Source organism: Leptospira paudalimensis (genome assembly GCF_026151345.1).
GTDB lineage: Bacteria > Spirochaetota > Leptospiria > Leptospirales > Leptospiraceae > Leptospira_A > Leptospira_A paudalimensis.
In genome coordinates this window covers 1,902,359-1,928,171 of record NZ_JAMQPR010000001.1, presented here as the reverse complement: position 1 = coordinate 1,928,171, position 25,813 = coordinate 1,902,359, and the positions used below count along the sequence as shown (strand labels likewise).

The 25,813-nt window shown below is 39.5% G+C and carries 24 protein-coding genes and 1 tRNA gene; 13 read left to right on the top strand and 12 right to left on the bottom strand.

From position 1 onward, the window contains the following. Positions 1-73: 73 nt before the first annotated feature. On the top strand, positions 74-934 hold the full coding sequence (locus ND855_RS08985; RefSeq protein WP_108958970.1) for a flagellar hook-basal body protein: 861 nt from the start codon (positions 74-76) through the stop codon (positions 932-934). 156 nt (positions 935-1,090) lie between these two features. Here the strand turns inward: ND855_RS08985 and ND855_RS08980 are convergent, their stop codons facing one another. After that, positions 1,091-1,843 (bottom strand): SDR family NAD(P)-dependent oxidoreductase, encoded by a 753-nt coding sequence (locus ND855_RS08980; protein ID WP_265358058.1) that lies wholly within the window; start codon positions 1,841-1,843, stop codon positions 1,091-1,093. 432 nt (positions 1,844-2,275) lie between these two features. Here ND855_RS08980 and ND855_RS08975 point away from each other — a divergent pair, with 432 nt between their 5' ends. After that, positions 2,276-5,656 carry a PAS domain S-box protein gene (locus ND855_RS08975; RefSeq protein ID WP_265358057.1) on the top strand — a complete coding sequence of 1,127 codons (3,381 nt, stop codon included), beginning with the start codon at positions 2,276-2,278 and terminating at the stop codon, positions 5,654-5,656. Continuing rightward, positions 5,657-6,667 carry a response regulator gene (locus tag ND855_RS08970; protein ID WP_265358056.1) on the top strand — a complete coding sequence of 337 codons (1,011 nt, stop codon included), beginning with the start codon at positions 5,657-5,659 and terminating at the stop codon, positions 6,665-6,667. A 42-nt stretch (positions 6,668-6,709) separates the two neighbouring features. Here the strand turns inward: ND855_RS08970 and ND855_RS08965 are convergent, their stop codons facing one another. Further along, the gene (locus ND855_RS08965) at positions 6,710-7,441 is read right to left on the bottom strand and encodes a class II aldolase/adducin head domain-containing protein (RefSeq protein ID WP_265358055.1); all 732 of its coding nucleotides are present in this window, start codon (positions 7,439-7,441) and stop codon (positions 6,710-6,712) included. An 18-nt stretch (positions 7,442-7,459) separates the two neighbouring features. Then, positions 7,460-8,128 carry a class II aldolase/adducin family protein gene (locus ND855_RS08960; RefSeq protein ID WP_265358054.1) on the bottom strand — a complete coding sequence of 223 codons (669 nt, stop codon included), beginning with the start codon at positions 8,126-8,128 and terminating at the stop codon, positions 7,460-7,462. A gap of 158 nt (positions 8,129-8,286) precedes the next feature. Between ND855_RS08960 and ND855_RS08955 the strand changes: the two genes are divergently transcribed. Both ND855_RS08955 and ND855_RS08950 read left to right on the top strand, forming a co-directional pair. Beyond that, positions 8,287-10,143 carry a PP2C family protein-serine/threonine phosphatase gene (locus tag ND855_RS08955; protein ID WP_265359369.1) on the top strand — a complete coding sequence of 619 codons (1,857 nt, stop codon included), beginning with the start codon at positions 8,287-8,289 and terminating at the stop codon, positions 10,141-10,143. Positions 10,144-10,350: 207 nt separating this feature from the next. After that, complete coding sequence (locus tag ND855_RS08950) at positions 10,351-10,629, top strand: hypothetical protein (protein ID WP_265358053.1); 279 nt, start codon at positions 10,351-10,353, stop codon at positions 10,627-10,629. Positions 10,630-10,753: 124 nt separating this feature from the next. On the opposite strand, the gene ND855_RS08945 is transcribed toward ND855_RS08950, so the two are convergent. After that, the gene (locus tag ND855_RS08945; RefSeq protein ID WP_265358052.1) at positions 10,754-11,608 is read right to left on the bottom strand and encodes an SDR family NAD(P)-dependent oxidoreductase; all 855 of its coding nucleotides are present in this window, start codon (positions 11,606-11,608) and stop codon (positions 10,754-10,756) included. Further along, a complete protein-coding gene (locus ND855_RS08940; protein WP_265358051.1) occupies positions 11,605-13,026 on the bottom strand; it encodes a flavin-containing monooxygenase in 1,422 nt (473 codons plus the stop codon). Before ND855_RS08940 ends, ND855_RS08945 begins: the two co-directional genes overlap by 4 nt. A 134-nt stretch (positions 13,027-13,160) precedes the next feature. Between ND855_RS08940 and ND855_RS08935 the strand changes: the two genes are divergently transcribed. Beyond that, on the top strand, positions 13,161-13,808 hold the full coding sequence (locus ND855_RS08935; protein WP_265358050.1) for a TetR/AcrR family transcriptional regulator: 648 nt from the start codon (positions 13,161-13,163) through the stop codon (positions 13,806-13,808). A 37-nt stretch (positions 13,809-13,845) separates the two neighbouring features. On the opposite strand, the gene ND855_RS08930 is transcribed toward ND855_RS08935, so the two are convergent. Further along, entirely contained in the window at positions 13,846-14,520 is a 675-nt protein-coding gene (locus tag ND855_RS08930) for a CDP-alcohol phosphatidyltransferase family protein (protein ID WP_265358049.1), read from the bottom strand. Positions 14,521-14,623: 103 nt separating this feature from the next. On the opposite strand from ND855_RS08930, the gene ND855_RS08925 reads away from it, so the two are divergent. After that, a tRNA-Asp gene (locus tag ND855_RS08925) sits at positions 14,624-14,700 on the top strand. A gap of 31 nt (positions 14,701-14,731) precedes the next feature. On the opposite strand, the gene fliG is transcribed toward ND855_RS08925, so the two are convergent. Next, entirely contained in the window at positions 14,732-15,751 is a 1,020-nt protein-coding gene (gene fliG / locus ND855_RS08920; RefSeq protein WP_265358048.1) for a flagellar motor switch protein FliG, read from the bottom strand. Between the two features lie 131 nt (positions 15,752-15,882). Between fliG and ND855_RS08915 the strand changes: the two genes are divergently transcribed. Beyond that, positions 15,883-16,092, top strand: coding sequence for a hypothetical protein (locus ND855_RS08915; protein WP_015675889.1), 210 nt, complete (start codon positions 15,883-15,885; stop codon positions 16,090-16,092). 12 nt (positions 16,093-16,104) lie between these two features. On the opposite strand, the gene ND855_RS08910 is transcribed toward ND855_RS08915, so the two are convergent. From ND855_RS08910 to pdhA, 3 genes are read right to left on the bottom strand one after another with little or no spacing between them, the layout of a single operon-like run. Next, complete coding sequence (locus ND855_RS08910) at positions 16,105-17,466, bottom strand: pyruvate dehydrogenase complex dihydrolipoamide acetyltransferase (RefSeq protein WP_265358047.1); 1,362 nt, start codon at positions 17,464-17,466, stop codon at positions 16,105-16,107. 10 nt (positions 17,467-17,476) lie between these two features. Beyond that, the gene (locus tag ND855_RS08905; protein WP_108958980.1) at positions 17,477-18,451 is read right to left on the bottom strand and encodes a pyruvate dehydrogenase complex E1 component subunit beta; all 975 of its coding nucleotides are present in this window, start codon (positions 18,449-18,451) and stop codon (positions 17,477-17,479) included. After that, positions 18,452-19,438 carry a pyruvate dehydrogenase (acetyl-transferring) E1 component subunit alpha gene (pdhA, locus tag ND855_RS08900; RefSeq protein WP_265358046.1) on the bottom strand — a complete coding sequence of 329 codons (987 nt, stop codon included), beginning with the start codon at positions 19,436-19,438 and terminating at the stop codon, positions 18,452-18,454. It abuts the gene before it with no gap. A 104-nt stretch (positions 19,439-19,542) separates the two neighbouring features. On the opposite strand from pdhA, the gene ND855_RS08895 reads away from it, so the two are divergent. Further along, positions 19,543-20,826 (top strand): hypothetical protein, encoded by a 1,284-nt coding sequence (locus ND855_RS08895; RefSeq protein ID WP_265358045.1) that lies wholly within the window; start codon positions 19,543-19,545, stop codon positions 20,824-20,826. A 63-nt stretch (positions 20,827-20,889) separates the two neighbouring features. On the opposite strand, the gene ND855_RS08890 is transcribed toward ND855_RS08895, so the two are convergent. Together ND855_RS08890 and fbp are read right to left on the bottom strand one after the other, a co-directional pair. After that, positions 20,890-21,138, bottom strand: coding sequence for a hypothetical protein (locus ND855_RS08890; RefSeq protein WP_100718538.1), 249 nt, complete (start codon positions 21,136-21,138; stop codon positions 20,890-20,892). Positions 21,139-21,239: 101 nt separating this feature from the next. After that, positions 21,240-22,271 carry a class 1 fructose-bisphosphatase gene (gene fbp, locus ND855_RS08885; RefSeq protein WP_265359368.1) on the bottom strand — a complete coding sequence of 344 codons (1,032 nt, stop codon included), beginning with the start codon at positions 22,269-22,271 and terminating at the stop codon, positions 21,240-21,242. 110 nt (positions 22,272-22,381) lie between these two features. Here fbp and ND855_RS08880 point away from each other — a divergent pair, with 110 nt between their 5' ends. The 4 genes from ND855_RS08880 (at position 22,382) to dnaG (ending at position 25,812) form a co-directional block, all read left to right on the top strand. Next, positions 22,382-23,206, top strand: coding sequence for a hypothetical protein (locus ND855_RS08880; RefSeq protein ID WP_265358044.1), 825 nt, complete (start codon positions 22,382-22,384; stop codon positions 23,204-23,206). 88 nt (positions 23,207-23,294) lie between these two features. After that, positions 23,295-23,513, top strand: coding sequence for a 30S ribosomal protein S21 (rpsU, locus tag ND855_RS08875; protein WP_012388550.1), 219 nt, complete (start codon positions 23,295-23,297; stop codon positions 23,511-23,513). A 19-nt stretch (positions 23,514-23,532) separates the two neighbouring features. Then, positions 23,533-23,988 carry a GatB/YqeY domain-containing protein gene (locus ND855_RS08870; protein ID WP_265358043.1) on the top strand — a complete coding sequence of 152 codons (456 nt, stop codon included), beginning with the start codon at positions 23,533-23,535 and terminating at the stop codon, positions 23,986-23,988. Positions 23,989-24,000: 12 nt separating this feature from the next. Further along, positions 24,001-25,812, top strand: a complete 1,812-nt coding sequence (gene dnaG / locus ND855_RS08865) for a DNA primase (protein WP_265358042.1) — start codon at positions 24,001-24,003, stop codon at positions 25,810-25,812. Position 25,813 lies beyond the last annotated feature (1 nt).

The following is a 25,813-nucleotide window of genomic DNA, read 5'->3' as shown; positions in this document are numbered from 1 at the left end:
CTTTTTTGACTATGTCGCATTTTCTCTTGGGGAAATCAGGGATTTGGTCGATTGGAAACATAGGTAGGAACTTATGTTACGAGGATTGTATACAGGTGCAAATGGGATGATTTCCCAACAAGTGCGTATGGATGTGATAGCCAATAATTTGGCCAATGTGGATAAAACTGCATTCAAAAAAGATACCACTGTCTTCAAAACCTTTCCTGAAATGTTATTACATCGTTATTCTGAAGATGGGATTGGAAAAACTCCCATGGGTTCCTTTGATACCTCTCCTGTTGTCGGTAAACTGGGGTTTGGTGCGGAAGTGAACGAAGTGTACACTCGCTTTGAACAAGGGGCAGTGAAAAAAACTGACAATATTTTTGACCTTATGGTCCAAGACCAACCTGGAATGGAAAAACCTGCCTTTTTTTCTGTTCTTACCAACCGGGGTGAACGTCTCACTCGGAGTGGAAGTTTTGTACTTGATAAAAATGGTTTTGTTGTGACCCCACAAGGATTTCCTCTCCTTGGCGAAAAAGGTCCCATCCAAGTGAACCAAGGGAACTTCCTTGTGAAAGAAAATGGCGAAATATATATCAATGCCAAACTCGGAACGGCACCAAAAGACGGAACCAATTTTAGTGAAAATCGTTTCGAAGAACCAGTGTTACTTGATAAATTGAAAATCCGCACGGTCGAAAACCCGCGCCACCTCGACAAAGAAGGGGATTCTTTTTATTCCGACACTCCAGAATCGGGAGAACCTACAGCCTTTCCGGAACTCCTTGCCCCACAAGTGTTACAAGGGTATTTGGAAGCATCGAACGTATCGGTAGTGACTGAGATGGTGGATATGATTGAAGTGAATCGTGCTTACGAAGCCAATTCCAAAACCATGCAAACCCAGGACAGTTTACTTGGCCGTTTATTTGAAGTAATGCGGTAGGGGGGAATCCCCGAATGATTTAATTCGATAGAAAATTTCATTTCTAATCAGAAACTATATTCGTATCATTCGGGGACCGGGCTCATTCGGGGTGCGCGAATCGCTCCCGTCTGACATTCGTCAGACCAAGCCCTACTGATCCCTTTCCCAAAAAAATTAACTCCTTGTACCACCATCAATTTTATACACAGATCCTGTGATAAAACTGGATTCATCCGATGCTAAAAAAACAATGAGATTTGCCACTTCACTCGGTTTGCCTAATCGTCCCATGGGAATGTTTTTTTCCATCGCCGATTTCCCCCGTTCGCCTGCGACATCAAGGATGGCAGTTTCTGTCCAACCAGGGCAAACTGCATTGATCCGAATTCCTGCCTTTGCTACTTCTAAAGCACCAGTTGTCGAAAGTTCAATCACACCTGCTTTTGCTACACAATACGGCCCAAGGGAAGGTGAGGCTCCAAGTCCTGCAATGGATGCCACATTGATGATGGAACCACCTTTCTTATCAGCTAACATCAGTTTAGTTGCATATTTTTGACACCAAAATACACTTGTTAGATCAAGTGAAATCAATTGATTCCAAACTTCCGTTGAAACTTTATGCATGAAGGTTGGTTTATTGGCGATACCAGCATTATTTACCATGATATCAATCCGTTTGTTTTGGTTCGGTAAGTAATTGGTTAACTGGATGATGTCTTCTTCACGACTGACATCACAATAAACAAACGAAGCCGTCCCACCAAAGTTTTGGATTTCGTTTACTAGACGATTCCCTTCTTCTTCTTTGATGTCTGAGACAATCACATTGGCACCTTTTCTCGCAAGTAGGAGAGAGGTTTCTTTTCCAATTCCAAGGGCTGCGCCAGTTACAATTGCATTTTTTCCAATTAAACTTTTATCCATTTATATAAGTTGTGAAAGAATCAAGAGAATGGCAACCCATTTTATTTCTATGTTAGCTGAATGGTGAACCGATCGGTATATTTATTTAGAGATAATTGTGATATGTAATGAGGTTTTACATTGGATGTGAGTTTTTGATTCAAGATGTCTTTATGCAGATAAGTACATTGGGAGGATTTGCAGTTGGAAAAATTTGATTTCTCCAGAATATTCGAAAGGCAATGGGTTTTCCTTTATTCGTTTATTGGTAAAGGTTTGGTCTTTATAGTGAATCTCATTACTTTTGATCCGTTTCCAATCAGATTTTTAGGAATAGTACGGATCGAAGGAAACTGAAATCTGATGATTCTAAATACTTCCTTTCCCTCTCCACCGAGAGTCAAAGAATGGGGAAGGAACATTCGTTTTTTCTAAAGCACTATTATTTTAGCTATGGATTTGTTGCAGGAATTTTTCATCATCTCGCCCACCAATGTGTACTTTGTCGAAGGAACCTATAACCCTTGGTTTGTACTTTTATCCATATTCATTTCCATCCTTGCTTCTTGGATTTCTTTATATTTATTACATCGATTCTCTGAAGTAAGGAATCAATTCTCTCGATTTGCGATTTTGTTTACCGCAAGTTTATCTCTTGGTGGTGCTGTTTGGTCCATGCATTTCATCGGAATGATCTCCTTTGAGTTATGCACTACAGTTACATACAATAAGTTGATCACAACATTGTCCATCCTTCCTAGTTTTATTGCTTCTTTTTTTGCGCTGCAAACCCTCAGTAAAAAACAAATTACGAAATTTGAATTGGTTTCCATTGGAATTCTCGTTGGAGTTGGCATTGGATTTATGCATTATATGGGAATGTCTGCAATGCAGATGAAACCAAAATTGATGTACGATCCGATTCTTTTTTTGATTTCACTTGTTGTAGCCATTGCCCTTTCGATTTTATCCATTTTCATCCAATTCCGATTAAAAAACTCAAACCTAAAGATTAGGAGTATTTATTTAACGTTAGTTAGTGGAATAGTGATGGGTTCTGCGATATCGGGCATGCATTATACTGGAATGGCAGCAGCTCGATTTGTTGTGCCCATCGGAACCAGTGTAGACAATTCCACGAATGACCAATTATTTTTAGCCTTTTTAGTAGGTTTTGGAAGTTTATTTGTGATTGGATCTGCCGTTGTAACAATTGCATTTATCAGTTATAAGGATCTTTTCCAAAACTTAGTCAAAAGTGAATCTCGGCTTAGAGCAATCATTGAAACGGCAGCCGATGCAATCGTTATGATTGATACACGTGGTATTGTTCAGGAATTTAATGTAACAGCGGAACGAATGTTTGGTTGGTCTTCGAATGAGATCATCGGTAAAAATGTAAAAATTTTGATGCCAAGTCCCTTTCGCGAGGAACATGATGGATACTTATCCAATTATCTGAACACAGGAGAAGCGAAGATCATTGGTATCGGTAGGGAAACCATTGCAGTTCGTAAAGATGGAACTACATTTCCAATCCGTCTTGCCATCGGTCACACCAAACTTCCACAAGACGATATTTTTGTTGGGCTTATTAGTGATATCTCAGAGAGAATCATGATTGAAAATGCATTAAAGGAAAATGAAGAACAATTAAAATCATTCATACAAAATATCCCTGGCGTAGTTTACCGTTGTTTGGTTGATGAATATTGGTCTTCTGTTTTTCTAAGTGATGCAATTTTTACTTTATCAGGTTATCCTGCGAGTGATTTTTTAGAACCAAATCGTATTCTTAATTTTTCTGACATCATCCATCCTGATGATAGAGAACACGTTTCTAACACGATACAAAATGCGATATCTACCTCGGATACATTTGTATTAAATTATCGAATTTTGCACAAAGATGGAGACATTCGTTGGGTTTTGGAATATGGTGGTCTTGTTTATGATGAAAACAATGAAGTGAAGTTTTTGGATGGAGTGATACTCGATAACACAGACAGGCGAATGATTGAAGAGGCTCTTATTGAATCAAAAGAAAAGGCAGAGATGGCTTCTATCACAAAAACAACCTTCTTAGCAAATATGAGTCATGAAATTCGTACTCCTATGAATGCTATCATAGGTTTTACCGAAGTTTTGCTTGCAGACCCTCTACCCAATCCACAAAAAAAACATCTTGAAACCATACGAAATTCTGCAAAGTCATTATTACGATTGTTAAACGATATCTTGAACTCTGCGAAACTGGACCGAGGCTCAGTAGAGTTAGAAGTATTTGATTTCTCTTTACTCTCTCTCATAGACCAAGTATCCTCGACGTTTGCGATCGAAGCAAAGAAAAAGGGATTAACATTTACTACCTTTTATTCGGATTTATTGGAAGATTATTACAAAGGGGATAACCTTCGCATTCGGCAAATTTTAACGAATTTAATAGGCAATGCGATTAAATTTACAAAAGAAGGAAAAATTCACCTTTCTGTTACACCAAAGGAGAACCAGGTGATGTTTCATATCCATGATACAGGGATTGGCATTGCAGAAGACAGACTTGAAAAAATTTTTGAACCATTTACACAAGCAGATGTATCTATGAGTCGTCGATTTGGAGGAACAGGCCTTGGTACGACCATTTCCAAACAATTGGTGGAACTGATGGGTGGGAAAATTTGGGTAGAAAGTAAAATGGGAGAGGGGAGTGATTTTTATTTTTGTTTACCATTACAAAAAGGGAATTTAGAAACACTCATCCAAAATAAAGAACTTCATTCCCTTCCTAAATTAAATGTCCTCATTGCCGATGACGTCAAACAGAATGTGGAACTCATTCAAATCTTAATGGAAACAAACGGACATAAGGTGCAAGTAACTCACAACGGATTGGAAGCATTAAAGGCATTTCAAACAAATAGTTTTGATTTGGTTCTTATGGACATCCAAATGCCTGAGATGGATGGATTAGAAGCTACAAAACAAATGCGTACATTTGAATCTGCCAATTTGCGGAATCGAACTCCTATCATTGCCCTCTCTGCAAGTGTATTTGAAGAGGACAAGGAACAAGCAAGAATGGCAGGAATGGATGGATTTGTGTCCAAGCCCATTGATGTAGAGGAACTTTACGAAGAAATTGCGAAATGGGTTTTGAAACGACCTAGTCAAAAGACAGAACAAATGACGGATGAATCCATTGAGAAACAGAATCGATTGTTAAACCAAAGTACATTGGACCATTCATTCGATACTCCAATTGATTGGGATCGAGGGATTAAAATTTATGGTTCCAAAACAAAATACATTCGTGTGTTACAGGATTACTTACGTGACCAAGTGAATACCATTCCAAACTTCAAAAATCAAATGTTAACACAGAGCCAAATGACTGAAGTGATCCATAAATGGAAAGGGGTCACTTCGAATTTGGGTTTAAAATCAGTATTACAAATTCTAAAAGGATGGGAAAAAGAATCTCATAACGAATCAGACTTCCACTCTTTATGGAATTTGGTCCAGACGGAATTCCAAAAACTTCTTGGAATTTTATCCCAAGGCAATAGAGAAACAGTGCCAGTATCTGATGATAATGAGAACAAAACTTTGGATCCATTGGATGCCAAAAAAGCAATTCAATTGATTCAGAACCTTATCCTCTCGTATGAAAAAGGTAACCTCAATCCTACTGATTGGCAGGAACTTGAGAAAATACTATCATTACCTTCTTTTCTTGCAGAGATTCACACGATCACAAAATCCATTGAACAATTTGATTTTGAAACATCCATTCAAAGTTTGAAAAAACTGGAGAAACAATTAGGAGATATTTAGATGAAAGACAATCTAAAAGCAAAGGTCCTTATCATCGATGATGAACCTACAAATTTACAAATTTTAAACGAAATTCTTAAAAATGATTATATCCTTTTTTTTGCAAAAGATGCGGAAAAAGGTTGGGAACTTGCAAATCGAGAAACTCCCGATTTAATTCTTTTGGATGTGATGATGCCAGAAGTCACAGGTTATGAGCTCATCCAGAGATTCAAAGAAAACCAAAGTACCAAATACATTCCTGTGATTTTTGTTACGGCTCTCACTGATGTGGGAGATGAAGAAAAAGGATTTAAATTAGGTGCTGTTGATTATATTACAAAACCAGTAAGTCCCTCCATTGTCAAAGCACGAGTCAAAACTCATTTGTCTCTTGTGGATAGTGAAGAAGTGAAAATTACAAGATTACAAATCATCCAAAGATTGGGTATGGCTTCTGAATATAAAGACAATGAAACGGGGATGCATGTTATTCGTATGAGCCACTATTCAAAAACACTGGCTCTTGCCATTGGATACAGCGAAGAAGGTGCAGATGAAATTCTGAATGCAGCTCCTATGCATGATGTTGGAAAAATTGGGATCCCAGATTCCATCATCCAAAAACCAGGAAAACTTACGGAAGAAGAATGGCAGATCATGAAACGCCATCCACAAATTGGAGCGGAGATCATAGGAGACCACCATTCTAGTCTGTTAAAATTAGCAAAATCCATAGCACTCACTCATCATGAAAAATTTGATGGTACTGGATACCCTTACCAATTAAAAGGGGAAAATATTCCACTAGAAGGAAGGATCATTGCAATTGCAGATGTATTTGATGCTCTAACAACCGTAAGACCATACAAAAAAGCATGGGAAGTAGAGGATGCTTTATCATTTTTACAAAAAGAATCGGGAACCCATTTTGATCCTCAATTGGTAAAAGAGTTTATGAAAGTATTACCAAAAGTGTTAGAAATCAAAGCAGAATGGCCTGAAGAAATGGAAAAAAAGAACCAGTCTTAAATCGACAAAACCGAATTCATTTCCAATCGAATGTTTCTGTTATTAGTAGGCCTTGAAACCCGTTGGCCTTTCTCCACGTTTGTAAAATTCCATCGCTTTTTTTTCGTCTTTTAATAACCGGCTTTTTGCAATGAAACGAACAAACCATGGAATTTGTTTTACCTTTCCCCCAGTGGCAATCGCTAACAAGTATGCTTTGGCACATTTTTCGATTAATTCACAATTATAAATTGCCTTCTCACGAGTCACACTTGTGATGATGACCTCTTCACCTAACAAAAATCCATTTGCACCAGAAGTAAGTGTTGGACTCGTAAGTAAATTCCCATTCAGATCAATTGGTAATTGGTAAACTGGTGCCCCTAATTGCCGGCATTGTTCGTCAAAAACTAAAGGAAGAGGGTGGTCAATCGAATGTAGATGAGAACTCCAAGGGGGGATGAATCTTACAATCGCACCAACATCAGGGCGAATTTTATAAAGGTCAACATGGAAACGGATTAAGGAAGGGAGAGTGGGTAACGAATCATCTCCACTTAACATCGTATTTGGATTCTCTAGATGATAAATTCCGACGTGAGGTTGTTTCTTTTTTCCATCTCCCTTCACCATAAGGATCATTTTCCCTTCACCAGGTACTAAAAAAGACAAACTTGCCGTTAGATTTTGGAAAAGTCCCTTGGATTCCAATCGGGTCCAGAGGTCTTGTAACTCCAATTCGTCGGGAGATAGTTTTTTTTTCACTCTATTTGTTTTTTTAGCTAATTGGATCATGATGATTCCTTTTGTAACTTAAGTATGCCTTGCACTTAAAAAGATCGTATTGATTTGTTTGAGTAGTCTTGAAGAAAGTCGGTTTGGATTTGGATGATTTTGAATGGATTGGCGTAAAAATTCAGATGCTTCTTTTTCGATCAAGGTAACAGAACGGATTGCAGATTTTAGATCCTTTGCTCCACAGACAATTCCATGGTTTTTGAGTAAGTATCCATTTGTATTGTCTGAAATTTTTGACTGAAAGGCACTTACTAAAAATGAAGTTCCGGAAGGAGCATAGGAAACCATTACCAATCGATCCCCTAATCGTTCCTTTGTTTCTTTCTCTGTTAAGACTAAATCCTTTCCTAGTAATGTGATGGCACTTGCTAAGGGTTGGTGCGTGTGTAAACTGACATTGATGTCAGGTCGTTTTATAAAAAAACTAGCATGGATTCCACTTTCCGTTGTGGGTTGTTTGGTACCTTCCACCATCTCTAGGGAATCAATTCGTAAGACACAAAGGTCTTCTGGTTTCATTGTATAATAATCACTTGCAGAAGGTGTGACCACCATATAAGTTTCATCCACACGTACAGCTAGATTACCACCGATCCCTGCTAAAAAACCAAGATCAGCTAACTGAATACAGGCGGTTATCATCTCTTTTTGGATGGATTTGGTTTTTTTTGTGTCAAGGGTCATCACAATTTCCTTCCTTTTCTAGGATGAATAATAGTCGACAATTGTCGACTAAAAAATATTCCCTTTTGTCGATTCGTTCTATTTCCAGAGTTCCTTCTAGTCATTTAATTTCTCGACAAATGTCGGTAAAATTACAAACTACACCAGGTTTTGAAGTGATGAAACATGCGAATTTCCCATTTTTCCTTTCTTTCTGCAAACGAACGTTGTCCGTTTGGATCGTGAATGTCCTTGGTCCTACTGACCAATTTGTGATGCGCCACCGAATTTTGAATGGCACATTGTTTGCGGGACTCATTGCCATGTTAGTTGGACTTGGATCAGAGTTTTTCCGAGAAGGCTTTGAAATGGGAGGATTACTCGCCTTATGGGCAGCATTTGGTTCTACCATTTTATTTTATTATTTGTCTCGATTGAAACGTTACTTTCAAATTTTAATTGTCCCTACGTTTATCATCAGTTCACTCACTGCCTGTTTGCAGATTAAATATAGTGGTGGGATTGTCAGTGCCAATGTGATGTTACTTGCTCCCATCCTTGTTCTGAATATGTTAATTCTCGGCAAAAAATGGGATAGTGTTGCGATCCTTTTTTTTGTTTCACTCTTATTTGTAATCAATGAAGTACAAAATGGATTCCCTAATTGGTTTTCTGATTATTCATCTTTAAAGGCAAGGAGTGAAGATTTCCTCATCACAGCTGTTTCTGTTTTACTATTATTAGGACTGATGTTACGAACACTCAATCGTTCTTATGAAGATGCAATTTTAGAGGTTAGTCGCTTGAAGTCACAACAAGATGGTGACTATTATCTCACTTCACTTCTCACTCGTCCGCTTTCTGGGATACGAAACCAATCAAAATCAGTATCATTTTTATCCTATGTCAAACAGAAGAAATCTTTCCAATTTAAGGAGAGAGAGTATGAATTGGGAGGGGATATTTGTGTTACTGACCAAATTGTTTTACGAGGGCGTAAGTATTGTGTATTTGCCAATGGTGATGCGATGGGGAAATCCATGCAAGGGGCAGGTGGAGTCTTAGTTTTTGGTACAGCATTTCGTGCTCTCATAGAACGAACGAATCGAGAAGGAATATTATCCGAATATTACCCCGAACGTTGGTTACACACTGCTTTAAATGATTTGAATAATGTTTTTGAAGGTTTTGATGGATCGATGTCAATGTCCTTACTTTTGGGACTTGTTGATGAAAAAAATGGATATATGTACTATATCAACGCAGAACATCCTTTTCCGATTCGGTACCGAGAGGGAAAAGCACAGTTCCTTTCCGAACAAGCCACTAATTATAAATTAGGAATGCAAAAGGAAAGAGCAAAAATTGAAACATGTTGGATTCGACCTGGAGACACCATTATTTTAGGAAGTGATGGTAGAGATGATTTGGATTTGGGGATGGATGAATCCAAAAATCGTGTCATCAATTTTGATCATACTTCCATCTTAAAACAAGTGGAAGAAACAAAAGCTGATGTAATTGCCTTAGGAATCAAATTACAATCAATCGGTGAGTTAACAGATGATTTGTCGTTTCTCAGCATCAAATTCCAACCATTTGAAACCCCAAAAAGGAATTTTGAATCCGGAACAATTGAAAGATGTATCCAATTGGTAAAGAATGACCAAAATTTAGAGGCATTACAAATTTTAGAGAAAGAGTTAGTGATTGAAAATGAAAACCCCCTGTTTTGGAAAGTATTGTACCAATTGTATCGTAAACTAGGTAGGTTTTCTTTGGCGGGACAAGCTGCTGAATCCTTTTCGAATGTGCACCCATCAGGTTTACAGATGATTTGGAATGGTGTCATACAATATGCGAAGGCTGGTATGATAGAAGAAGCCATCGATTTAGCAGAGAGACTTGATAGTCGAAAACCAGATGTTTTACCTGTATTAAAAGTCCTAATCAAATTGTACCAAAAATCAAAACGTCCTGAACGTGCGAAGGAAGTTGTGTCGACTTACCATAAATTGAAATCATCTACAAATTGAGGGATCACTTCATGAATATGGTGAAATCGTATACAATTCTTTGTATCATCGTATGAGATTTCAGGATTGAATCGATTCTTAATTTAAATTGGAAAGAAATTAGGTCAGATCATCTTAAGAAAATAAAAATGAATTTACTTTTTAGAATCCAACCATTGTTATCGTTTCCAGACGGAAGATAGAACCAATCTTCATAAGGTTACATGTATGGAAGAAAACGAAACAATAGAAATGCCCGTAGTAATGGAAGAACCTGCTCCTGAAGTAACAGTTGTTGCTAAAAAAGCAGCTCCTAAAAAGAAGAAAGCAGCCAAAAAGAAAGCGGCAAAGAAAAAAAGAGCAAAAAAAGCAGCTCCTAAGAAGAAGAAGGCAGCTAAAAAGAAAAAAGCAGCCAAGAAAAAAACTAAGAAAGTTGCTCCTAAAAAGAAAAAAGTAGCAAAGAAGAAAGTAGCTAAAAAAAGAGCGGCAAAGAAAAAACGACGTTAATCCCTTTGGGATAATAGATTCAAACTGAATACCTTATGGTATTCAGTTGTCTTGGGCCTATTATCCCTTATATCTCTCCTTTCATCTTTTCGTTCTGAATACAAATCAAACCATCATAGGATCGCTAATGATTCTTTTGTGTGGGATTTTGAATTCCCTTTCCTTTTAACCACCTTTCTTTACTTCGTTCTCCTATCATTTTGAGGAGTGGTGATAGTTTCCCCATAAGCCAAGGAAACACAGCGACCAAACGAGAAACTAGACCGTCGGAATATGGTACGTATATCTCTAAGGTCCCTTTTTTGATCCCTATTAGAACTGCATCTGCTACTTTTTTCGGGGTTTGCACTTTATTTAACCAATTGATTGCAGTTCCGCCATTTAATGCTTCATGTAAAAGCATCGGTGTATCCACAGCAGCGGGGTAAATTCCTGAAACTTTAATACCTGTATGTTTTAGTTCTTCGTATAAGGCAGTTAAAAAACCTCGTAGTCCAAATTTCCCAGCAGAGTAGATCGAAGAGTCAGCTAAAGCAATGATCCCACCAATGGAAACGATCGAAACAATGGATCCTTTTCCACGTTTTAACATCAGTGGCAAAATCCCGTGGATCAGTTGGATTGGACTCATCAAATTGATCCACATTTGCCTTTCGATGTCGGTTATGGACTGTGAGATAAAAGGCCCTTCTTTGGTGTAACCTGCATTATTGATCAGCACATCAATATTTGGAACCTTCTCTTGGATCTTGGTGATTAAGGATTGAATCTCTTTCGGATTGGTTTGGTCACAGACAAAGTATTCAGGTTTCCCTTTTAATTTTGTCTGAAGGGAAGACATTTTTTCCAAATTGATATCAGAAAGTAAAAGTTGGTATCCTGCTTTGTCCAATTGAATGGCAATTTCTTCTGCGATTGCACCACCTCCACCTGTGATCAAAGCGGTTTTTTTCGGCTGTCCGTCGATTGAGTTTATCATTTGGATCCACCTGAAACAAAGGTTTGTAAGGAGGAGGAATCCAAAGTCTTAAGTGGATTGAATTGTCCGATTTTTAGTTCAGGCCATCCCATCTTTTTTTGAATTTTCGATCGGTATTGTTTGTAGGCGACCTGATTCACATATACTGAATGCCTTCCTGAATTTAGGTATTGGATGTTTCCATTCAACAATGGACGATCATTTTGGATCAATTTGGCAAATTGTAAGGCGGATGGATGGTGATTTTTTTTGGCTTCGATATAGGAAGCAATGAGGTTTGCCATTTCATCAAACATTTTGTAAGCACCTCCATCGGTTTCCATATAACCTAAGGCATATAAATTCTCGTAGTTCCGATTGAATAAAGTGAGGTAGAGGTCTGGCCTTCCATTTTTCCATTCAAAGTATTTCTCATCCATATAAGGGATGGACCAGTTATAACCTGTTGCTAAGATGATGAGGTCAATTTTCTCTTTTGTACCATCTTTAAAGACAACTGAATCTCCTTCTAAAAAATCGATGTCTGGTTTTGCAATGACATCACCATGCCTTAAGTTATGGATTAATTGGTCATTGATGATCGGATGAGTTTCGAATATTTTATGATCAGGTGCTGGTAACCCAAGTTTTGTAAGGTCTCCCACAAGGAATTTTAATAACTTCCCAAATACCATTTGAGAAATCCAATTGGGTATAAAGTGAGCACCATCACCAAATACATCAGCCGGTTTTCCAAGGATATGTTTGGGAATAAAATGATACCCTCGTCTTACACTGATGTAAGCTTGTTTTGCATTTGCGCCAGCATCACAGGCGATATCACATCCCGAATTACCGGCTCCAACGATTAAGACTCGTTTTCCCTGAAATAGGTTTGGTGATTTGTAATGGACACTGTGTAAAATTTGACCCGAAAATGTTTCTTCTCCCTTGAGTTTCGGTTGGTTGGGTGACCATGTGATACCAGTCGCACAAACAATCCCTTGGAAGAGATAAGTTTCGTTTGTCGTTGTTTTCACGATCCATTTTTCACCTGATTGTATAATTTCTTTGATACTTGTATGAAAATGAATGTATGGGTATAAATTAAAATCTTTCGCAAACTTTCGATGGTACATCAAAATTTGGCGGTTCGAAGGATAGTCAGGGTAATCACTTGGCATCGGGTAATCAAAATAATTCGAAAGATACTTTGAGGAAATAAAGTGAGCACTTTCATACATAGGAGAACCTGGATTTTGAATGTCCCAAATCCCTCCAACATCATTGTGTTTCTCAAATACAACAAATGGAATGCCTTTTGCAAATAAAGACCTCGCCATCGTTAATCCCGCAGGCCCTGCACCAATAATACAGATTGTGTCTGATTTATCGATAAGACCCTTTGATTCTATTTCCTGTTTTGTTCTTTGTTCCATTCTACACGATCCTAATATGATCAATGATCATATAAATCTGAGCATTGATCATAAATCAGAATGAGTCAAGATCAAAAATAACGTCCTTCTAAAAAAAGATGTGCAAATTTTGCCTAGTGAGTTCTCCTTTTCCTATGAGCTCGTCTATGAAAGTCCCTGTCCAAAATAGAAGTCGCGAAAGGGTAGAACAAATCCTAAAAACGGCAAAGGAACTCATCGGAGAAAAGGGAATTGATGCAGTGAGTATGAGGGAAATTGCACAAACTGCGGGCATTCAAATTGGTTCCTTATACCAATACTTTCCTGGAAAAAGTACCTTATTACTCTCGATTATGACTGAATATTACGATTTCATGTTTGAAGAAACCAAACGGATTTTGGATCCCGTTCGTACCATAGAAGAGTTGGAAATTGCCTCGGAGAAAGCCTTCAAACAGTTTGTTTCTGTTTTCCAAAAAGACCCAGCCCTAGCCAATCTTTGGGCAGGTGCAAGGGCAATTCCCGAACTGGTACAAGAAGACAATCGAGATACATACCGAAACGCTGACCTGATGATAAGGACCATGATCCGATGCCTTCCAACACTCAAAGAATCAGAACTTCGTCCATTTGCCTTGTATTTCAGTCATACATTGGGTATGATTGTGCGTTTTGTTCGTGAAATTGATAGTGAACATGGAAAAGCAGTGTTGAGAGAAACTCTTGATATTTTAAAATTAAAACTAAGGGAATTTGATTCCTTAGCCAAGAAAAAAGCAAAAGTTAAAAAACGTATCTCATGATGCCAAATCAGATTTTCTAAAGATAAGATTGGGCAGCTTAGATCTTTTGGTATTTCTTTGCTTGTTTTTTGTTTTCTGGGTCTAGTTCGATTGCTTCAGGATGTAAGACAATATTCCAATACCGTACCACATAAGCGATCACACCTGCCGTGAGTACAAAAAGTAAAACATAAGCCGAAATCACAGGGTGCATGAGAAACGGATAAGGGGCACCAAACTGGTGGAAGTAGGGAAGTGACATGTACCAAATTACAGAAACGGCAACAATTCCCACACCAAATTTCCCCCACCAATTAGGCCTACCTTGGAGACCACGTTTTAAATACAAAAACCCACCGAGCCAAACACCTAAAACCTCACGGATAAAATACACAATGAGGATCCAACTGGGAAATGCAAAATGAAGTGTCACAACTGAAAGTCCACCCAAAGTCACAAGTTTATCACAAACAGGATCTAAGTACCTACCGAGAGTGGTTTCTTGGTGTAAGAGTCTAGCAAAGAGGCCATCCAAATAATCAGTAAAAACGGCAACCAAAGCATAACCAATGGAAGCAAAGAATGCTTTTAGGTTAGATGGATCTTTGGCATAATCATATGTGCTATAGAAAAAAAACGGTAATAACAATACACGGAATATGGATAAAAAATTGGAAAGTGTGAAGATACGATCCTGGAAAAGGTCTTTGGCTTTTTTTTCTTCGATTTGCATAGAACCTATGCCAGTTTCTCAAAATTCTAACCGAAGGCAAGAAAACAAATGAAAACAATGTTGACGATTGGAGTCGAATCTATACCTTGGTTTTTATTCCGATGGAGTTGTAGCTCAGTTGGTTAGAGTGCCTGCCTGTCACGCAGGATGTCGCGGGTTCGAGCCCCGTCAACTCCGCCATCGGGAATTTCCCTTCTTGTTCATCCCCTTTTCATTCGATGTATTCTTCTTTGTCTTTTTTGAATAGGATTTGATTTTCCTCTTCTAAAACTCTTGCAACCTGGACAATCTTACTTCGTGCTTCGTTTATCTCTCGTAAGGTGACGCGGGGTTTCATATCTAAAATATCTAATATATCTTCTGCACGGTTTTGGCTCATATTGTTTAAGAATTTTTTTCGGATTTCATCTCCGGCACCACGAATGGCAAGAGAGATTGCCGTATCATCTGCCAATCGATTGATGAGAATCCTCATCTCTTTGTTATCGAGAGATAAAATGTCTTCAAACGTGTATAATTTTTCCCTGACTTGGTCAGCAACATCTGGTGAGGTTTCTTCTAATTCAGAAAGGATGGTTTCTTCTGCACCCTTTTCCATAAAGTTAAGGATGTTCGCAAGTACGTGTGCACCACCAGCTTCGGAATATTCTTGTTTGTCCCTTTCTTCGTACCGTTTTTTGAGAATCCTTGCGATGTTTTGGATCACATCTGGGTGGGTTTTGGAGGTCGTGGCGAGACGGACTGCGATTTTTGCCTGTTCTGGTTTCGGGAAGAGTTTCAAAACATCGGCTGCTTTTTTGGGATCCAGGTGCGAAAGGGTAACTGCAATGATTTGAGGTGATTCTGTCGCGAGCATGGTTTGTAAAACCGTCGGCTCAACTAAGTTTAAAAATTCAAAATCATTCTTCGTTTCTTCTTTATGGATCTTTTTTAAGATCACATTGGCTTTTTCTGATCCCACTGTATGTTCGAGAAGGGATTTGGCTGTTGACAATCCACCCGAAGTGGATTCGGAAATGTCTTCAATGGTATGATGGAATTCTTTTAGAATGGTTTCCCTTTCTTCCTTGGAAACAGACCTAATTTTGGACATTTCCAAAATCACTGCTTCTAACATAGAATCGTCTAGGTGTCTTAGAACATCGGCGGCTCTTTCTTTGCCAAGGGATAGGAGGAGGAGGGCAGCTTTTCGTACGCCAGGAGTGGCGGAGGTTGGGTTCTCAGACTTCATGTGACATAATTCTCTTAGTTTCCTATGGATGTCAAAAAAAACTTATCTAATGAGACAAAATTTTCTAAAGGTCTCATTCACTTCGTACGATACCCTTTGTAAGTTACAAAGATAAAGGAACGAAAAACCAGATGGACAAAGCTCACAAATTCAAAAACACACTCGAACGTTACATCCACTACCGAGGAATCGATATCGTTTTACACCTCAAAGATGGAAAGAGCATCGAACTCGATAAAAACCGCCAAATGATGGACGATGTCGTTATCGGGAATTTGGCCACTGGTGTGGTTCGCATTCCCATTGCCGATATCCAAAGTGCAGATTTTTTTGCTGCTTAACCTTAAATTTGATTAACCGACTGCAAGGAGAAGATTTGGTTTTTCCAATAAACTCCTTAAGGTCTTTAAAAACTCTGCTCCCACAGCTCCATCGATCACCCGGTGATCGCAGGAGAGTGTGAGAGAAAGAATCCTTCCTGCCACCACGTTTCCATTTTCCACAACGGGTTTATCCTCTACAGAACCAACAGCAAGGATTGCACTTTCAGGTTCATTGATAATGGCTGTAAACCGACTGATTCCATACATCCCCAAATTGGAAATGGTAAAAGTACCATTCGTAAACTCTTCTGGTTTTAACTTTCTTTCCCTGGCTTTTTTTGCGAGTTCCTTCACTTCGTGTGAAATTTGTTGGATGGACTTTCTGTTTGCATCACGGATAACGGGCGTTAGTAGTCCTCCGTCAATTGACACTGCGATTCCTACGTCGATGCGACCAAATTGTAAAATGGAATCACCTTGGAAACTTGCATTCACCTTAGGATGGAGTTTGAGGGCGGAAGCTGTTGCTTTGACAATGATGTCATTCAAACTCACTTTAGTGGGTGTTTCTGGGTTTTGAGCGGTTTGGAAATCATTGATTTCCTTGCGTAAGGCCTCAAGGGCTTTCGCATTGACATCCACATTCAAGTAAAAATGGGGTAGGTTTTGTTTGGATTCCGTGAGTCGTTTGGCTATGGTTTTACGCATTCCATTCAAACTAATCACCTCATCACTCACTTGTGTTTCATACCCTCCACTTGTTGATCCCATTCCTTTTGTTAAGGTATCCAATACATCTTTTTTAGTGATCCTTCCTTCGGGACCGGTTCCTATGACCTTGTGTAAGTCAATTCCATGTTCGATGGCAATGGATTTTGCAAGGGGAGAAGCAAGTACACGAAGAGTTCCACGTGGTACAGAGGGTGTTCCATTTGTTGTCTCTTTTTGAAGAGTGGTTGTCTGAATTGGGGCAGGCGATTGGTTTTGGGAAACTGAGTGAGTTTGTAGGTTTGGACTTTCCTTGGCTACAGTTTCGTTTGTTCCAACACTTGGTGTGGAAGAGACCACCTCTTTTGGAGTTTCACTCGTTGTGGCTAGCGTCGAACCGGGAGTTTTTTTTGGAAGGTTCGTAAGTAGGGATGTGATGTCTTCTCCTGGTTTTCCAATCACGGCAAGTGCTTCACCTACTTTTAGTTTGGTGCCTTCCCCTTGGATGATTTTTAAGATCACTCCTGAATCATAAGCTTCCATCTCCATGACTGCTTTGTCAGTTTCAACTTCCGCGAGGATGTCCCCTGGACTTACGGAATCACCTTCTTTTTTTAGCCATTTCACAATGGTTCCCTCTTCCATCGTAGGGGATAATTGGGTCATTTCTTGTATTTTTGCCACTCTGGTCTCCTTAACGTAACATCTCTCGGATGGTATCTGCCACTCGGTTGGCATTCGGCAAACTCATTCGTTCGAGGTTTGCAGCATAAGACATAGGAACATCCATTTGTGTGACTCGTTCCACAGGGTGGTCTAGATATGAGAAAACATTTTTTTGGATGAGGTGTGAAATTTGTGCTCCAAACCCAGCCACAGGCCATCCTTCTTCGACAACAATGGCTCTGTTTGTTTTTTTGACCGACTCATAAATGAGATTTTCATCTAACGGTCGTAAACTGCGTAGATCCACAATTTCGACGGAGATTCCTTCTTTTTCTAAAATGATTGCAGCTTCTTCTGCAAAACTGAGAGCTCTCGACCAGGTAACGATAGTTATGTCTGTTCCTTTTCGTTTGATTTCTCCAAGACCTAAAGGAATGGTATATTCCTGTTCGGGGACTTCTCCTTTGGAACCATACAAAACTTCTGATTCGATGAAGATGGTTGGATTGTTATCCCGGATCGAAGATTTGAGGAGGCCATAGGCATCTTTTGGTGTCGCAGGGCATACAACCTTGAGACCAGGGCAGTGAGCATACCAAGATTCAAAGGCTTGTGAGTGTTGGGCTCCAAGTCTTCCTCCTGCACCACCTGCACCGCGAAATACAATTGGCATCGGAAATTGACCACCGCTCATATAATTCATCTTTGCTGCTGAGTTGATGATTTGGTCGATCGCAACCAACGAAAAATTCCAAGTCATAAATTCAATGATAGGTCTGAGTCCCACCATCGCTGATCCCACACCAATCCCTGCAAATCCATTTTCGGAAATAGGGGTGTCAATCACTCTGGCTTCTCCAAACTTATCGAGCATCCCTTGGGAAACTTTATAGGCACCTTGGTAATGTCCCACTTCTTCTCCCATCAAATAAATCATGGGGTCTTTTTCCATTTCTTCCACCATGGCGCGATTGAGTGCTTCTCGATAGGTTAACACTGCCATTTATTTATCCTCCGCGTACACATACTTGTGAAGTTGGGAAAGAGGTGGTTCGGGAGAGGATTCTGCAAATGCATAAGCTTCATCAATTTGGGTTTGGATTTCGATTTCCAATTTGTCCAAAATTTCTGGTTTAATTCCACCTAATTCAAGTTCATGCCTTGCCCGCATCAGTGGATCCTTTTTTTTATAAGCATCTAATTCTTCTTTGGTTCTATATTTGGCTGGGTCTGACATGGAATGACCACGAAACCGGTAAGTGGATACTTCAATGAGAGTTGGTCCTTCCCCTCGGCGTGCTCTGTCTACCGCAACTTTCACATGGTCTCTAACCTTTCTTACTTCATCCCCTTCGATATGGTCCCTCGCCATATCATATGCATAGGCTCGCACCGACACATCTTTGACAGCTAGAGCACGGTATTCGGGTGTTCCCATCGCATAATGATTGTTCTCACAAATGAAAACAACTGGTAGTTTCCAGATAGCAGCAAGGTTGAGTCCTTCGTGAAAAGAACCAATATTGGCAGCTCCTTCACCAAAAAAACAAATGGTGACTGAATCTTCTTTTTTATACTTGGAGGCAAATGCGATCCCAGCAGCGAGTGAGATATGACCACCTACAATTCCATGCCCTCCCATAAAGTGAGCATTTTTATCAAAAAAATGCATCGATCCTCCATTTCCTTTGGAGACTCCAGTTGCCTTTCCAAAAAGTTCTGCCATCAGTGCGTTCGGATGTAAACCACGAGCGAGTGCGTGTCCATGGTCACGGTAAGTCGAGACAATATAGTCATGAGGAGTGAGAGCAGCAATGGAACCAACACCAACTGCCTCTTGCCCAATGTACAAATGCAGAAACCCGCCAATTTTTCCAACACTGTATGCTTTCGCCGCAGCCTCTTCAAACTTTCGTATAAGTACCATTTGCCTGTAGAACTCTTGTAATTCGCTCACAGATTGTGAGTCTTTGGGGATAGAAGAAACCAAATAGAACCTCCAAAACCACTAAAAAACTACACTATTTAGACAAAGAAAGAAAGCAAAAATCTTGCTCTTAAAAGAACATAAAAGACAGTTTCCCTAGGACCTTTATGAAAATTACGAGTGCTGGTATCGAATTCCTAGAATTCAATGAATTTAAAAATTTTGCTGTGGATTATGATCTGTTAGGTTCTGTCTCACTCAGTGAACCTGTTGTTGATAAAAATGGAAACATTCTTATCAAAGAAAAAGTAGCAATCAAAGAAAACGTATTAAAAAAACTAGAAGGATTAGAAGGGAATTATATTCCTTCCTTCAAACTTGCAATGTCAAAAGATTTAATGAAGATGCTTAGACAAGTTTTGTCAAAAGCAATCTTAAATCGGGTTGATGATAGGTCTAATGAATTCATTTTCCACCTTTATGAACAAAATGCAGAACGAATGGCTAGTCTAAAGGGGATCATTCAAAACTCATTTTATTCGAAAACAGTTGCCTTATCATTTTTTCGCATTTTACTTTCACACAAAGAATTTTTTAATCATCTTGCAGATTTTGGACTCCTCAGTTTGGGATCTGTCATCCAAAAACAATACGGATTTAAAATGGTGAACCGTTATAGTTTTTTAGCAGGTTTATGCGCTGATATTTCTGTATCCAAAGAAGGTTTGTACAGACAAAGTTTTTTTGGTTCCTCTCTTACATCTGCTGTGAACCTCAGTATCGAAATCGCACGTAAACTCAATTTACCAGAAGAAGTGATTAGTGCAATTAACAACCATGGAAATTCTAATTTTGAAATTCCAGGTGTGAACCCAGCCAATGTCAATGTAGAAGACTTACGAAAACACCAATTGAACCAAGACTTACTACTCGGCAGTGGAATGGAAGACGATGCAAGTGATGACGAGGAAGAAGCGGGAGAATATGCCGATAACACCGCAGAAGTCACGTTAGACGCATTGAAGATTGCTCGGTACATCATGGAGAATCTAAAGGTCACAACTGACAAAGAACATGTTTCTGAAAAACTCCTTGTGATGTTTACTTATAATGCAGAGAAGGGACTCTTCCGAAAAGATTTGGCAGATCCCATGATTGATCGGTTTAAAGAATTTGATCATGCGATCAAACGGATTCGTACCATTGCCGAAATTGAAAACAAATGTAAATTCCAAACATCTGCATGGGCTTATCCAAAACCTAAATCTTCACAGATCGTTTGTAAGGACCGAAATTACCAATGTCCTTGGATTGTGAATGGATGGGACCTTCGGATTATCTCTCCTCAAGATCCATTTGGTTACATCGGTACTGCTTTAGATGTAGGAACCTATCCCAAATGTGCGTTAGAGGAAGAACTCCACGCAAAAATCAAATACACGGATTCCTAAAAGGGCAAAAAAAAACCAACCGAAGATCGGTTGGTTTTTTGTTTTAAAAACGATAAAAAAGAATTAGAAACCAGCTGGTTTTTTAATGTCTTTTGTTGCGTCTTTAACAGCGCCAGTAGCAGCTTTTTTTACTTCTGTTTCAGCAGTTTTTACTGCTGCATCTACTTTTTTCTCTACTTCAGTAGTTACTTTTTTTGCTGCATCTTCAACAGTTTCCATTTTTTCTTCTACAACTGGCTCTTCTTTTTTGCAGAAAGCAAGTCCAGAAGCCATAGTTACACCGAGAATTAAAACGAGTAGTTTTTTGTTCATCGAAAGTTTTCTCCTAAAAATCTTTTAATTCTGCCAAAACTACACGATCTTCGTTTCCATTGAAAGAAATTTCTGAATGGAATCAGAAATTTCTAAGGAATTTATTTTGGAACAAATGTAAGGAATTCTTCTACTTCTCTTTTGCTTCCAATGATGAGCGTTGTTCGTTCATGGAGTTCCTTTGGAGTTAGGTCCAAAATTCGTTCTCCTTTTACGGTCACTGCCATACCACCTGCTTGTTCTGCAATGAACGCCATGGGAGCTGCTTCATATAACAAACGCAGTTTTCCATTTGGGTATTTGCTGGATTTTGTATCGTTTGGATAGAGGAAAATCCCTCCTTTTAACAGGTTTCTGTGGAAATCTGCTACGAGGGAACCAATGTAACGTGCAGTTTTTGGCTTTTTTCCCCCTTCAATGGATTTGATTTTTTGTAAGTAGGCTTGGACTTCGGGTGACCAATAGGATGCATTCCCTTCATTGGCAGAATAAATATCTCCCGCTTCTGGCATTTGCATGTTCGGGTGAGACAGTAAAAATTCACCGACACTTGGATCGAGTGTGAATCCAGAAACTCCCTTTCCAGTAGATAAAACAAGCATAGTCGAAGATCCATAAATGATATAACCAGCGCAACGTTGTAAATGGCCTTTTTGGAGCAGGTCTCTTTCAGTTCCTGGTTCTTTGGAATTAGGTTCTAATCTTTGGTGGATGGAAAAAATGGTTCCAATGGATACATTGGTATCAATATTCGATGAACCATCCAAAGGATCAATTGCCATCGTGTACTTTCCAATATTGTACCCACCAGGGATTGGGATGATGGCTTCATGTTCTTCACTGGCGAGTACACAAAGGTGACCACAGATTTTTAAGGATTGGTTAAAGGCATTGTCTGCGTATTGATCCAGTTTCATCTGGGTTTCGCCTTGGACATTTGTGTCTTCTGTGGCACCCAAAATGTCATCGAGGAGTCCCGCTTTCCTCACTTCTCGGCCTACAATTTTTGCGGCATAAACCAAATGGCTAAGAAGGGCGGTGAATTCTCCCGATGCGTGCGGGATTTTGAGTTGCTCTTCCAGGATGAATTGTGAGAGAGAAATGAGTTTTTTTTGTTTCGGTGTTGCGTTCACAGTTTCCCCGAGGTTGTTTTTTACACCATTTTTGTGGTTGTGGGTAGGGAGCAAATCCTTTCTCCTTTTGAAAGTGGATGACAAATCCGATACTGTACGTTAGAACCTCCATGACTGAGCCTATGCACCTAATCCCTTCTCCTTCTATGCAGATGACCGACTACCACTCCCGCCGTTTGGGACTCAGTTTTGCCAGTGTTGGTGCTTATATGGGTTGGGTGTATTTAGGAAAAGAATTAGTGTATGAATTTGGGCAAACGATGGAAGAGGATAAAATCCGAGGGATTGTTTCCAGTTCGTACTCCCATTGGACCCGCACGATGGGGTATTTATCTCCCATTACCATCGAGTCCTTTCGTGAAAATGAGAGAGAAGTGGAATTATCTGTCATCCGATTGCCTGAAGGGGAAGTCCCTGTTTATGTTTTGGTTTTACTCGAAAAAGGGCAAAGTTTACCGCCTAGGGTTTGGGAAGATCTTTCGAACCAAGTCCTAACCTTTTGTGCGACTGGGATTTCCCTTCGCGAAAAGAATTTACTCGATTTTGAAACCATCACAGAACCCATTCGCAAACGAATGGAGAAGGCGTTTCAGGGAGAAACAAAATCAGGAGTGATTGCTTTTTTCCACCTCCAAGACTTAAGCCCCTTTTTCAAACCCATGGGGGTCATCAAAAGTCAAGAAATTCTACGAGAAGTGACGGCCACCCTCCACAAAGAAACGAGGGAAAACGAATTCAATTTCCAACTGAACCCTAGGTCCTATTTTTTATTTTGCCCTGGGGAAACATTGGATGGAGCGAACCACCGGTTCGGATCTTTGTACTTTCCCTCCAAACATTTGATTTTGGACTATAAATTGAAGATTTTCCCGATTGATGCGGACGTTTTGGCGGATGATGCCAAGTTTTCGTCCATTTTTCTTGAAAATTTCTAAAAGCAATTTTACGCTGAATTGACAGAATAGGGCTCTTTCCGATACCGTCAAAACTAGACCATTTTTACAAAAGGACAGTTGTTTGTCTATGACCCCACAAGTAGGGATTTATTTAAAAGAAGGGGAATCTATTGAGGCAGCGCTTCGTAGATTCAAAAGAGATTGTGCAAATGCTGGTATCATGAGCGAAATCAAACGCCGTGAATACTTTGAAAAGCCAAGTGTCATTAAGAAAAAAGCAGTGGAAGCTGCAAAACGCAAACGAGACAAAAAGAAAAGATTATTTGCTAAAAAAGATAAACTTTAATCTTTAAGCCGGTTTTCCTATGACCCTGCAAGAGACGATCAATTCCGATCTAAAAACGGCGTTAAAAGCCAAGGATGAAACAGTCCTCGGCACCTTACGTCTAATGAAAGCAGAAATTCAATATGAATTAACGAAAACTGGCGCTTCTGAACTTTCGGATACTGCAGTCATGCAGATCCTCAAATCCAATTACAAACGCCGTAAGGATACCGCTTTGGAATATGACAAAGCGAATCGTCCCGATCTGTCGAGTAAAGAAATTGAAGAAGCAGAAATCATCTCACGTTATATTCCAAAAGAAGTCTCCGAAGAAGAAATTAACAAAGCAGTGAAAGAAGCTGTAACCCAGTTAGGTGCAAGTGGACCTCAGGATATGGGAAAGGTGATGGGGAATGTAATGGCAAAATTTAAAGGACAAAATATAGACGGCTCCAAGGTATCCTCCCTCGTTAAACAAGCACTTAGCGCCAGTTAAAAAAACTAAACTGTGAATCCTTACCAAAGTTTTAAAGAAAGAGTTCGCAGAGAAGTCTCCATTGACTCCTACATCAACCGATTTGTTCCCTTACGCCGTATGGGCAGGAACCTCGTTGGCATATGTCCATTCCATAATGAAAAAACTCCGTCATTCAATGTAAACCCAGAAGGTGGGTTTTATCATTGTTTTGGTTGTAAGGCCTCTGGTGATTTATTCCGTTTTGTGATGGATTACCAAAAAGTAGATTTTTTAAAATCCCTCGAAATCCTTTCGGAATACTCTGGCATTCCCCTTGTGGAACGCACCAAGGAAGAAGAAGAGTCTGAACGAAAAAAAGAAGCACTCTACCAAATTTCACAAAAAGCACTTGAATACTTCCAAAAAAATCTAAATACGGCTGCCGGTGAACTGGCGTTAAAGTATCTTGAGTCTCGCGGATTGTACAGCGAAGATATAAAAGTATTTCAAATTGGATTTGGACTTCCTGGATTTGGAAACTTACGTGGCGAATTGTTAAAAACAGAAGCCGAGGTAAAATTAGGGGAACAATTGGGTCTACTCAAACGCCAAGACCAAAACAAAGACCCATATGATTTTTTTCGCAATCGGATCATGTTCCCTGTGATTGATACAAGAGGGCGAGTGGTTGCTTTTTCTGGAAGGATCCTCGGTGAATCTGAAGAAGCAAAATACATTAATAGTCCAAACTCTTTGATATATGATAAAAGTCGTATATTTTACAATTTGAATTTATCCCAAGATAGCATACGTAAAACAAGAGAAGCAGTGATCGTGGAAGGCGTGTTTGATGCTATCGGACTCTTTCGCAAAGGAATTGAATTTGTTGTCGCCCCGCTTGGTACGGGATTTACGGAAGGGCATGTTCGCATCTTAAAAAACATGGCGGACAAAGTGTACTTAATGATGGATTCCGATAAAGCGGGAACCAAAGGTGCTTTCCGGGCCGTGAACCTTCTCTCCAAAGAGGGAGTGGTTGTCAAAGTATGTCATATTCCAGAAGGAAAAGATCCTTTTGATTATTCTCTCAAACATAACAAACAAGAGATCCGAGATTTACTCGAGGGTGCCGCACCTGCCTCTCAGTTTATGATCCGAGAAATCCTGGGTGGGGCAGGTCCCACATCTCTTGCCGAAGAAAAACAGGCTGGGGTGAAAAAACTTTTTGAATTTTTAAAACCCATGGAAAAGGAAACCGACAAACAGGTCTATTTAGAGGAGGGTGCACGCCAGCTTGGACTATCGTTTTCTTCTCTTTTTCAGGATTTTCGTGGGAAACCAGGTGTAACTTCGACCCCTGCCGTTGTCGATACTAAGAAAGACCGTTCCATTCAAAAACCGGGGAAACCTTCTCCTGTTTTAATTTGTGAGCGGAAAATGATCGCAATGCTCATCCAAAATTTGGAGTTATTCAGTTTTGCTGATGATTTATTGTCGCTCGAGTTTCGTGATGAGGTTTCTGCCTTTTTTTGGGACTATTTATATACAAAGTATTTGCAGAATGAGAACCTAACGGCTGCAGAAATTCTTTCGAGGGAAGAAATTCCTTCGGAATACCTGGGACTAATTGCTGAACATTTTTCGGCCGATGTATCAGTAACCCCAGCTACATTTAAAGCGATGTTTCTTTACCATGCGGATTTGTTGGATGACGCAAGGATGGAAGAACTTGTCAAAGAAATGGCCAAACCTGACTTAACGATTGAAGAAAAGAACAATCTACTGTCAGAACTTTCACTTTTGAAGAGTGAAAAAAATAAGAGATCTGTGTATCTCAGAACGATCCAAACGTTAGAAGTCTAAA

Bases quoted from the DNA above. Each gene is read 5' to 3' on its own strand.
- ND855_RS08985 (WP_108958970.1), top strand. From the start codon at position 74: ATGTTACGAGGATTGTATACAGGTGCAAATGGGATGATTTCCCAACAA.
- ND855_RS08980 (WP_265358058.1), bottom strand. From the start codon at position 1,843: ATGGATAAAAGTTTAATTGGAAAAAATGCAATTGTAACTGGCGCAGCC.
- ND855_RS08975 (WP_265358057.1), top strand. From the start codon at position 2,276: ATGGATTTGTTGCAGGAATTTTTCATCATCTCGCCCACCAATGTGTAC.
- ND855_RS08970 (WP_265358056.1), top strand. From the start codon at position 5,657: ATGAAAGACAATCTAAAAGCAAAGGTCCTTATCATCGATGATGAACCT.
- ND855_RS08965 (WP_265358055.1), bottom strand. From the start codon at position 7,441: ATGATCCAATTAGCTAAAAAAACAAATAGAGTGAAAAAAAAACTATCT.
- ND855_RS08960 (WP_265358054.1), bottom strand. From the start codon at position 8,128: ATGACCCTTGACACAAAAAAAACCAAATCCATCCAAAAAGAGATGATA.
- ND855_RS08955 (WP_265359369.1), top strand. From the start codon at position 8,287: ATGAAACATGCGAATTTCCCATTTTTCCTTTCTTTCTGCAAACGAACG.
- ND855_RS08950 (WP_265358053.1), top strand. From the start codon at position 10,351: ATGGAAGAAAACGAAACAATAGAAATGCCCGTAGTAATGGAAGAACCT.
- ND855_RS08945 (WP_265358052.1), bottom strand. From the start codon at position 11,608: ATGATAAACTCAATCGACGGACAGCCGAAAAAAACCGCTTTGATCACA.
- ND855_RS08940 (WP_265358051.1), bottom strand. From the start codon at position 13,026: ATGGAACAAAGAACAAAACAGGAAATAGAATCAAAGGGTCTTATCGAT.
- ND855_RS08935 (WP_265358050.1), top strand. From the start codon at position 13,161: ATGAGCTCGTCTATGAAAGTCCCTGTCCAAAATAGAAGTCGCGAAAGG.
- ND855_RS08930 (WP_265358049.1), bottom strand. From the start codon at position 14,520: ATGCAAATCGAAGAAAAAAAAGCCAAAGACCTTTTCCAGGATCGTATC.
- fliG (WP_265358048.1), bottom strand. From the start codon at position 15,751: ATGAAGTCTGAGAACCCAACCTCCGCCACTCCTGGCGTACGAAAAGCT.
- ND855_RS08915 (WP_015675889.1), top strand. From the start codon at position 15,883: ATGGACAAAGCTCACAAATTCAAAAACACACTCGAACGTTACATCCAC.
- ND855_RS08905 (WP_108958980.1), bottom strand. From the start codon at position 18,451: ATGGCAGTGTTAACCTATCGAGAAGCACTCAATCGCGCCATGGTGGAA.
- ND855_RS08895 (WP_265358045.1), top strand. From the start codon at position 19,543: ATGAAAATTACGAGTGCTGGTATCGAATTCCTAGAATTCAATGAATTT.
- ND855_RS08890 (WP_100718538.1), bottom strand. From the start codon at position 21,138: ATGAACAAAAAACTACTCGTTTTAATTCTCGGTGTAACTATGGCTTCT.
- ND855_RS08880 (WP_265358044.1), top strand. From the start codon at position 22,382: ATGACTGAGCCTATGCACCTAATCCCTTCTCCTTCTATGCAGATGACC.
- rpsU (WP_012388550.1), top strand. From the start codon at position 23,295: ATGACCCCACAAGTAGGGATTTATTTAAAAGAAGGGGAATCTATTGAG.
- ND855_RS08870 (WP_265358043.1), top strand. From the start codon at position 23,533: ATGACCCTGCAAGAGACGATCAATTCCGATCTAAAAACGGCGTTAAAA.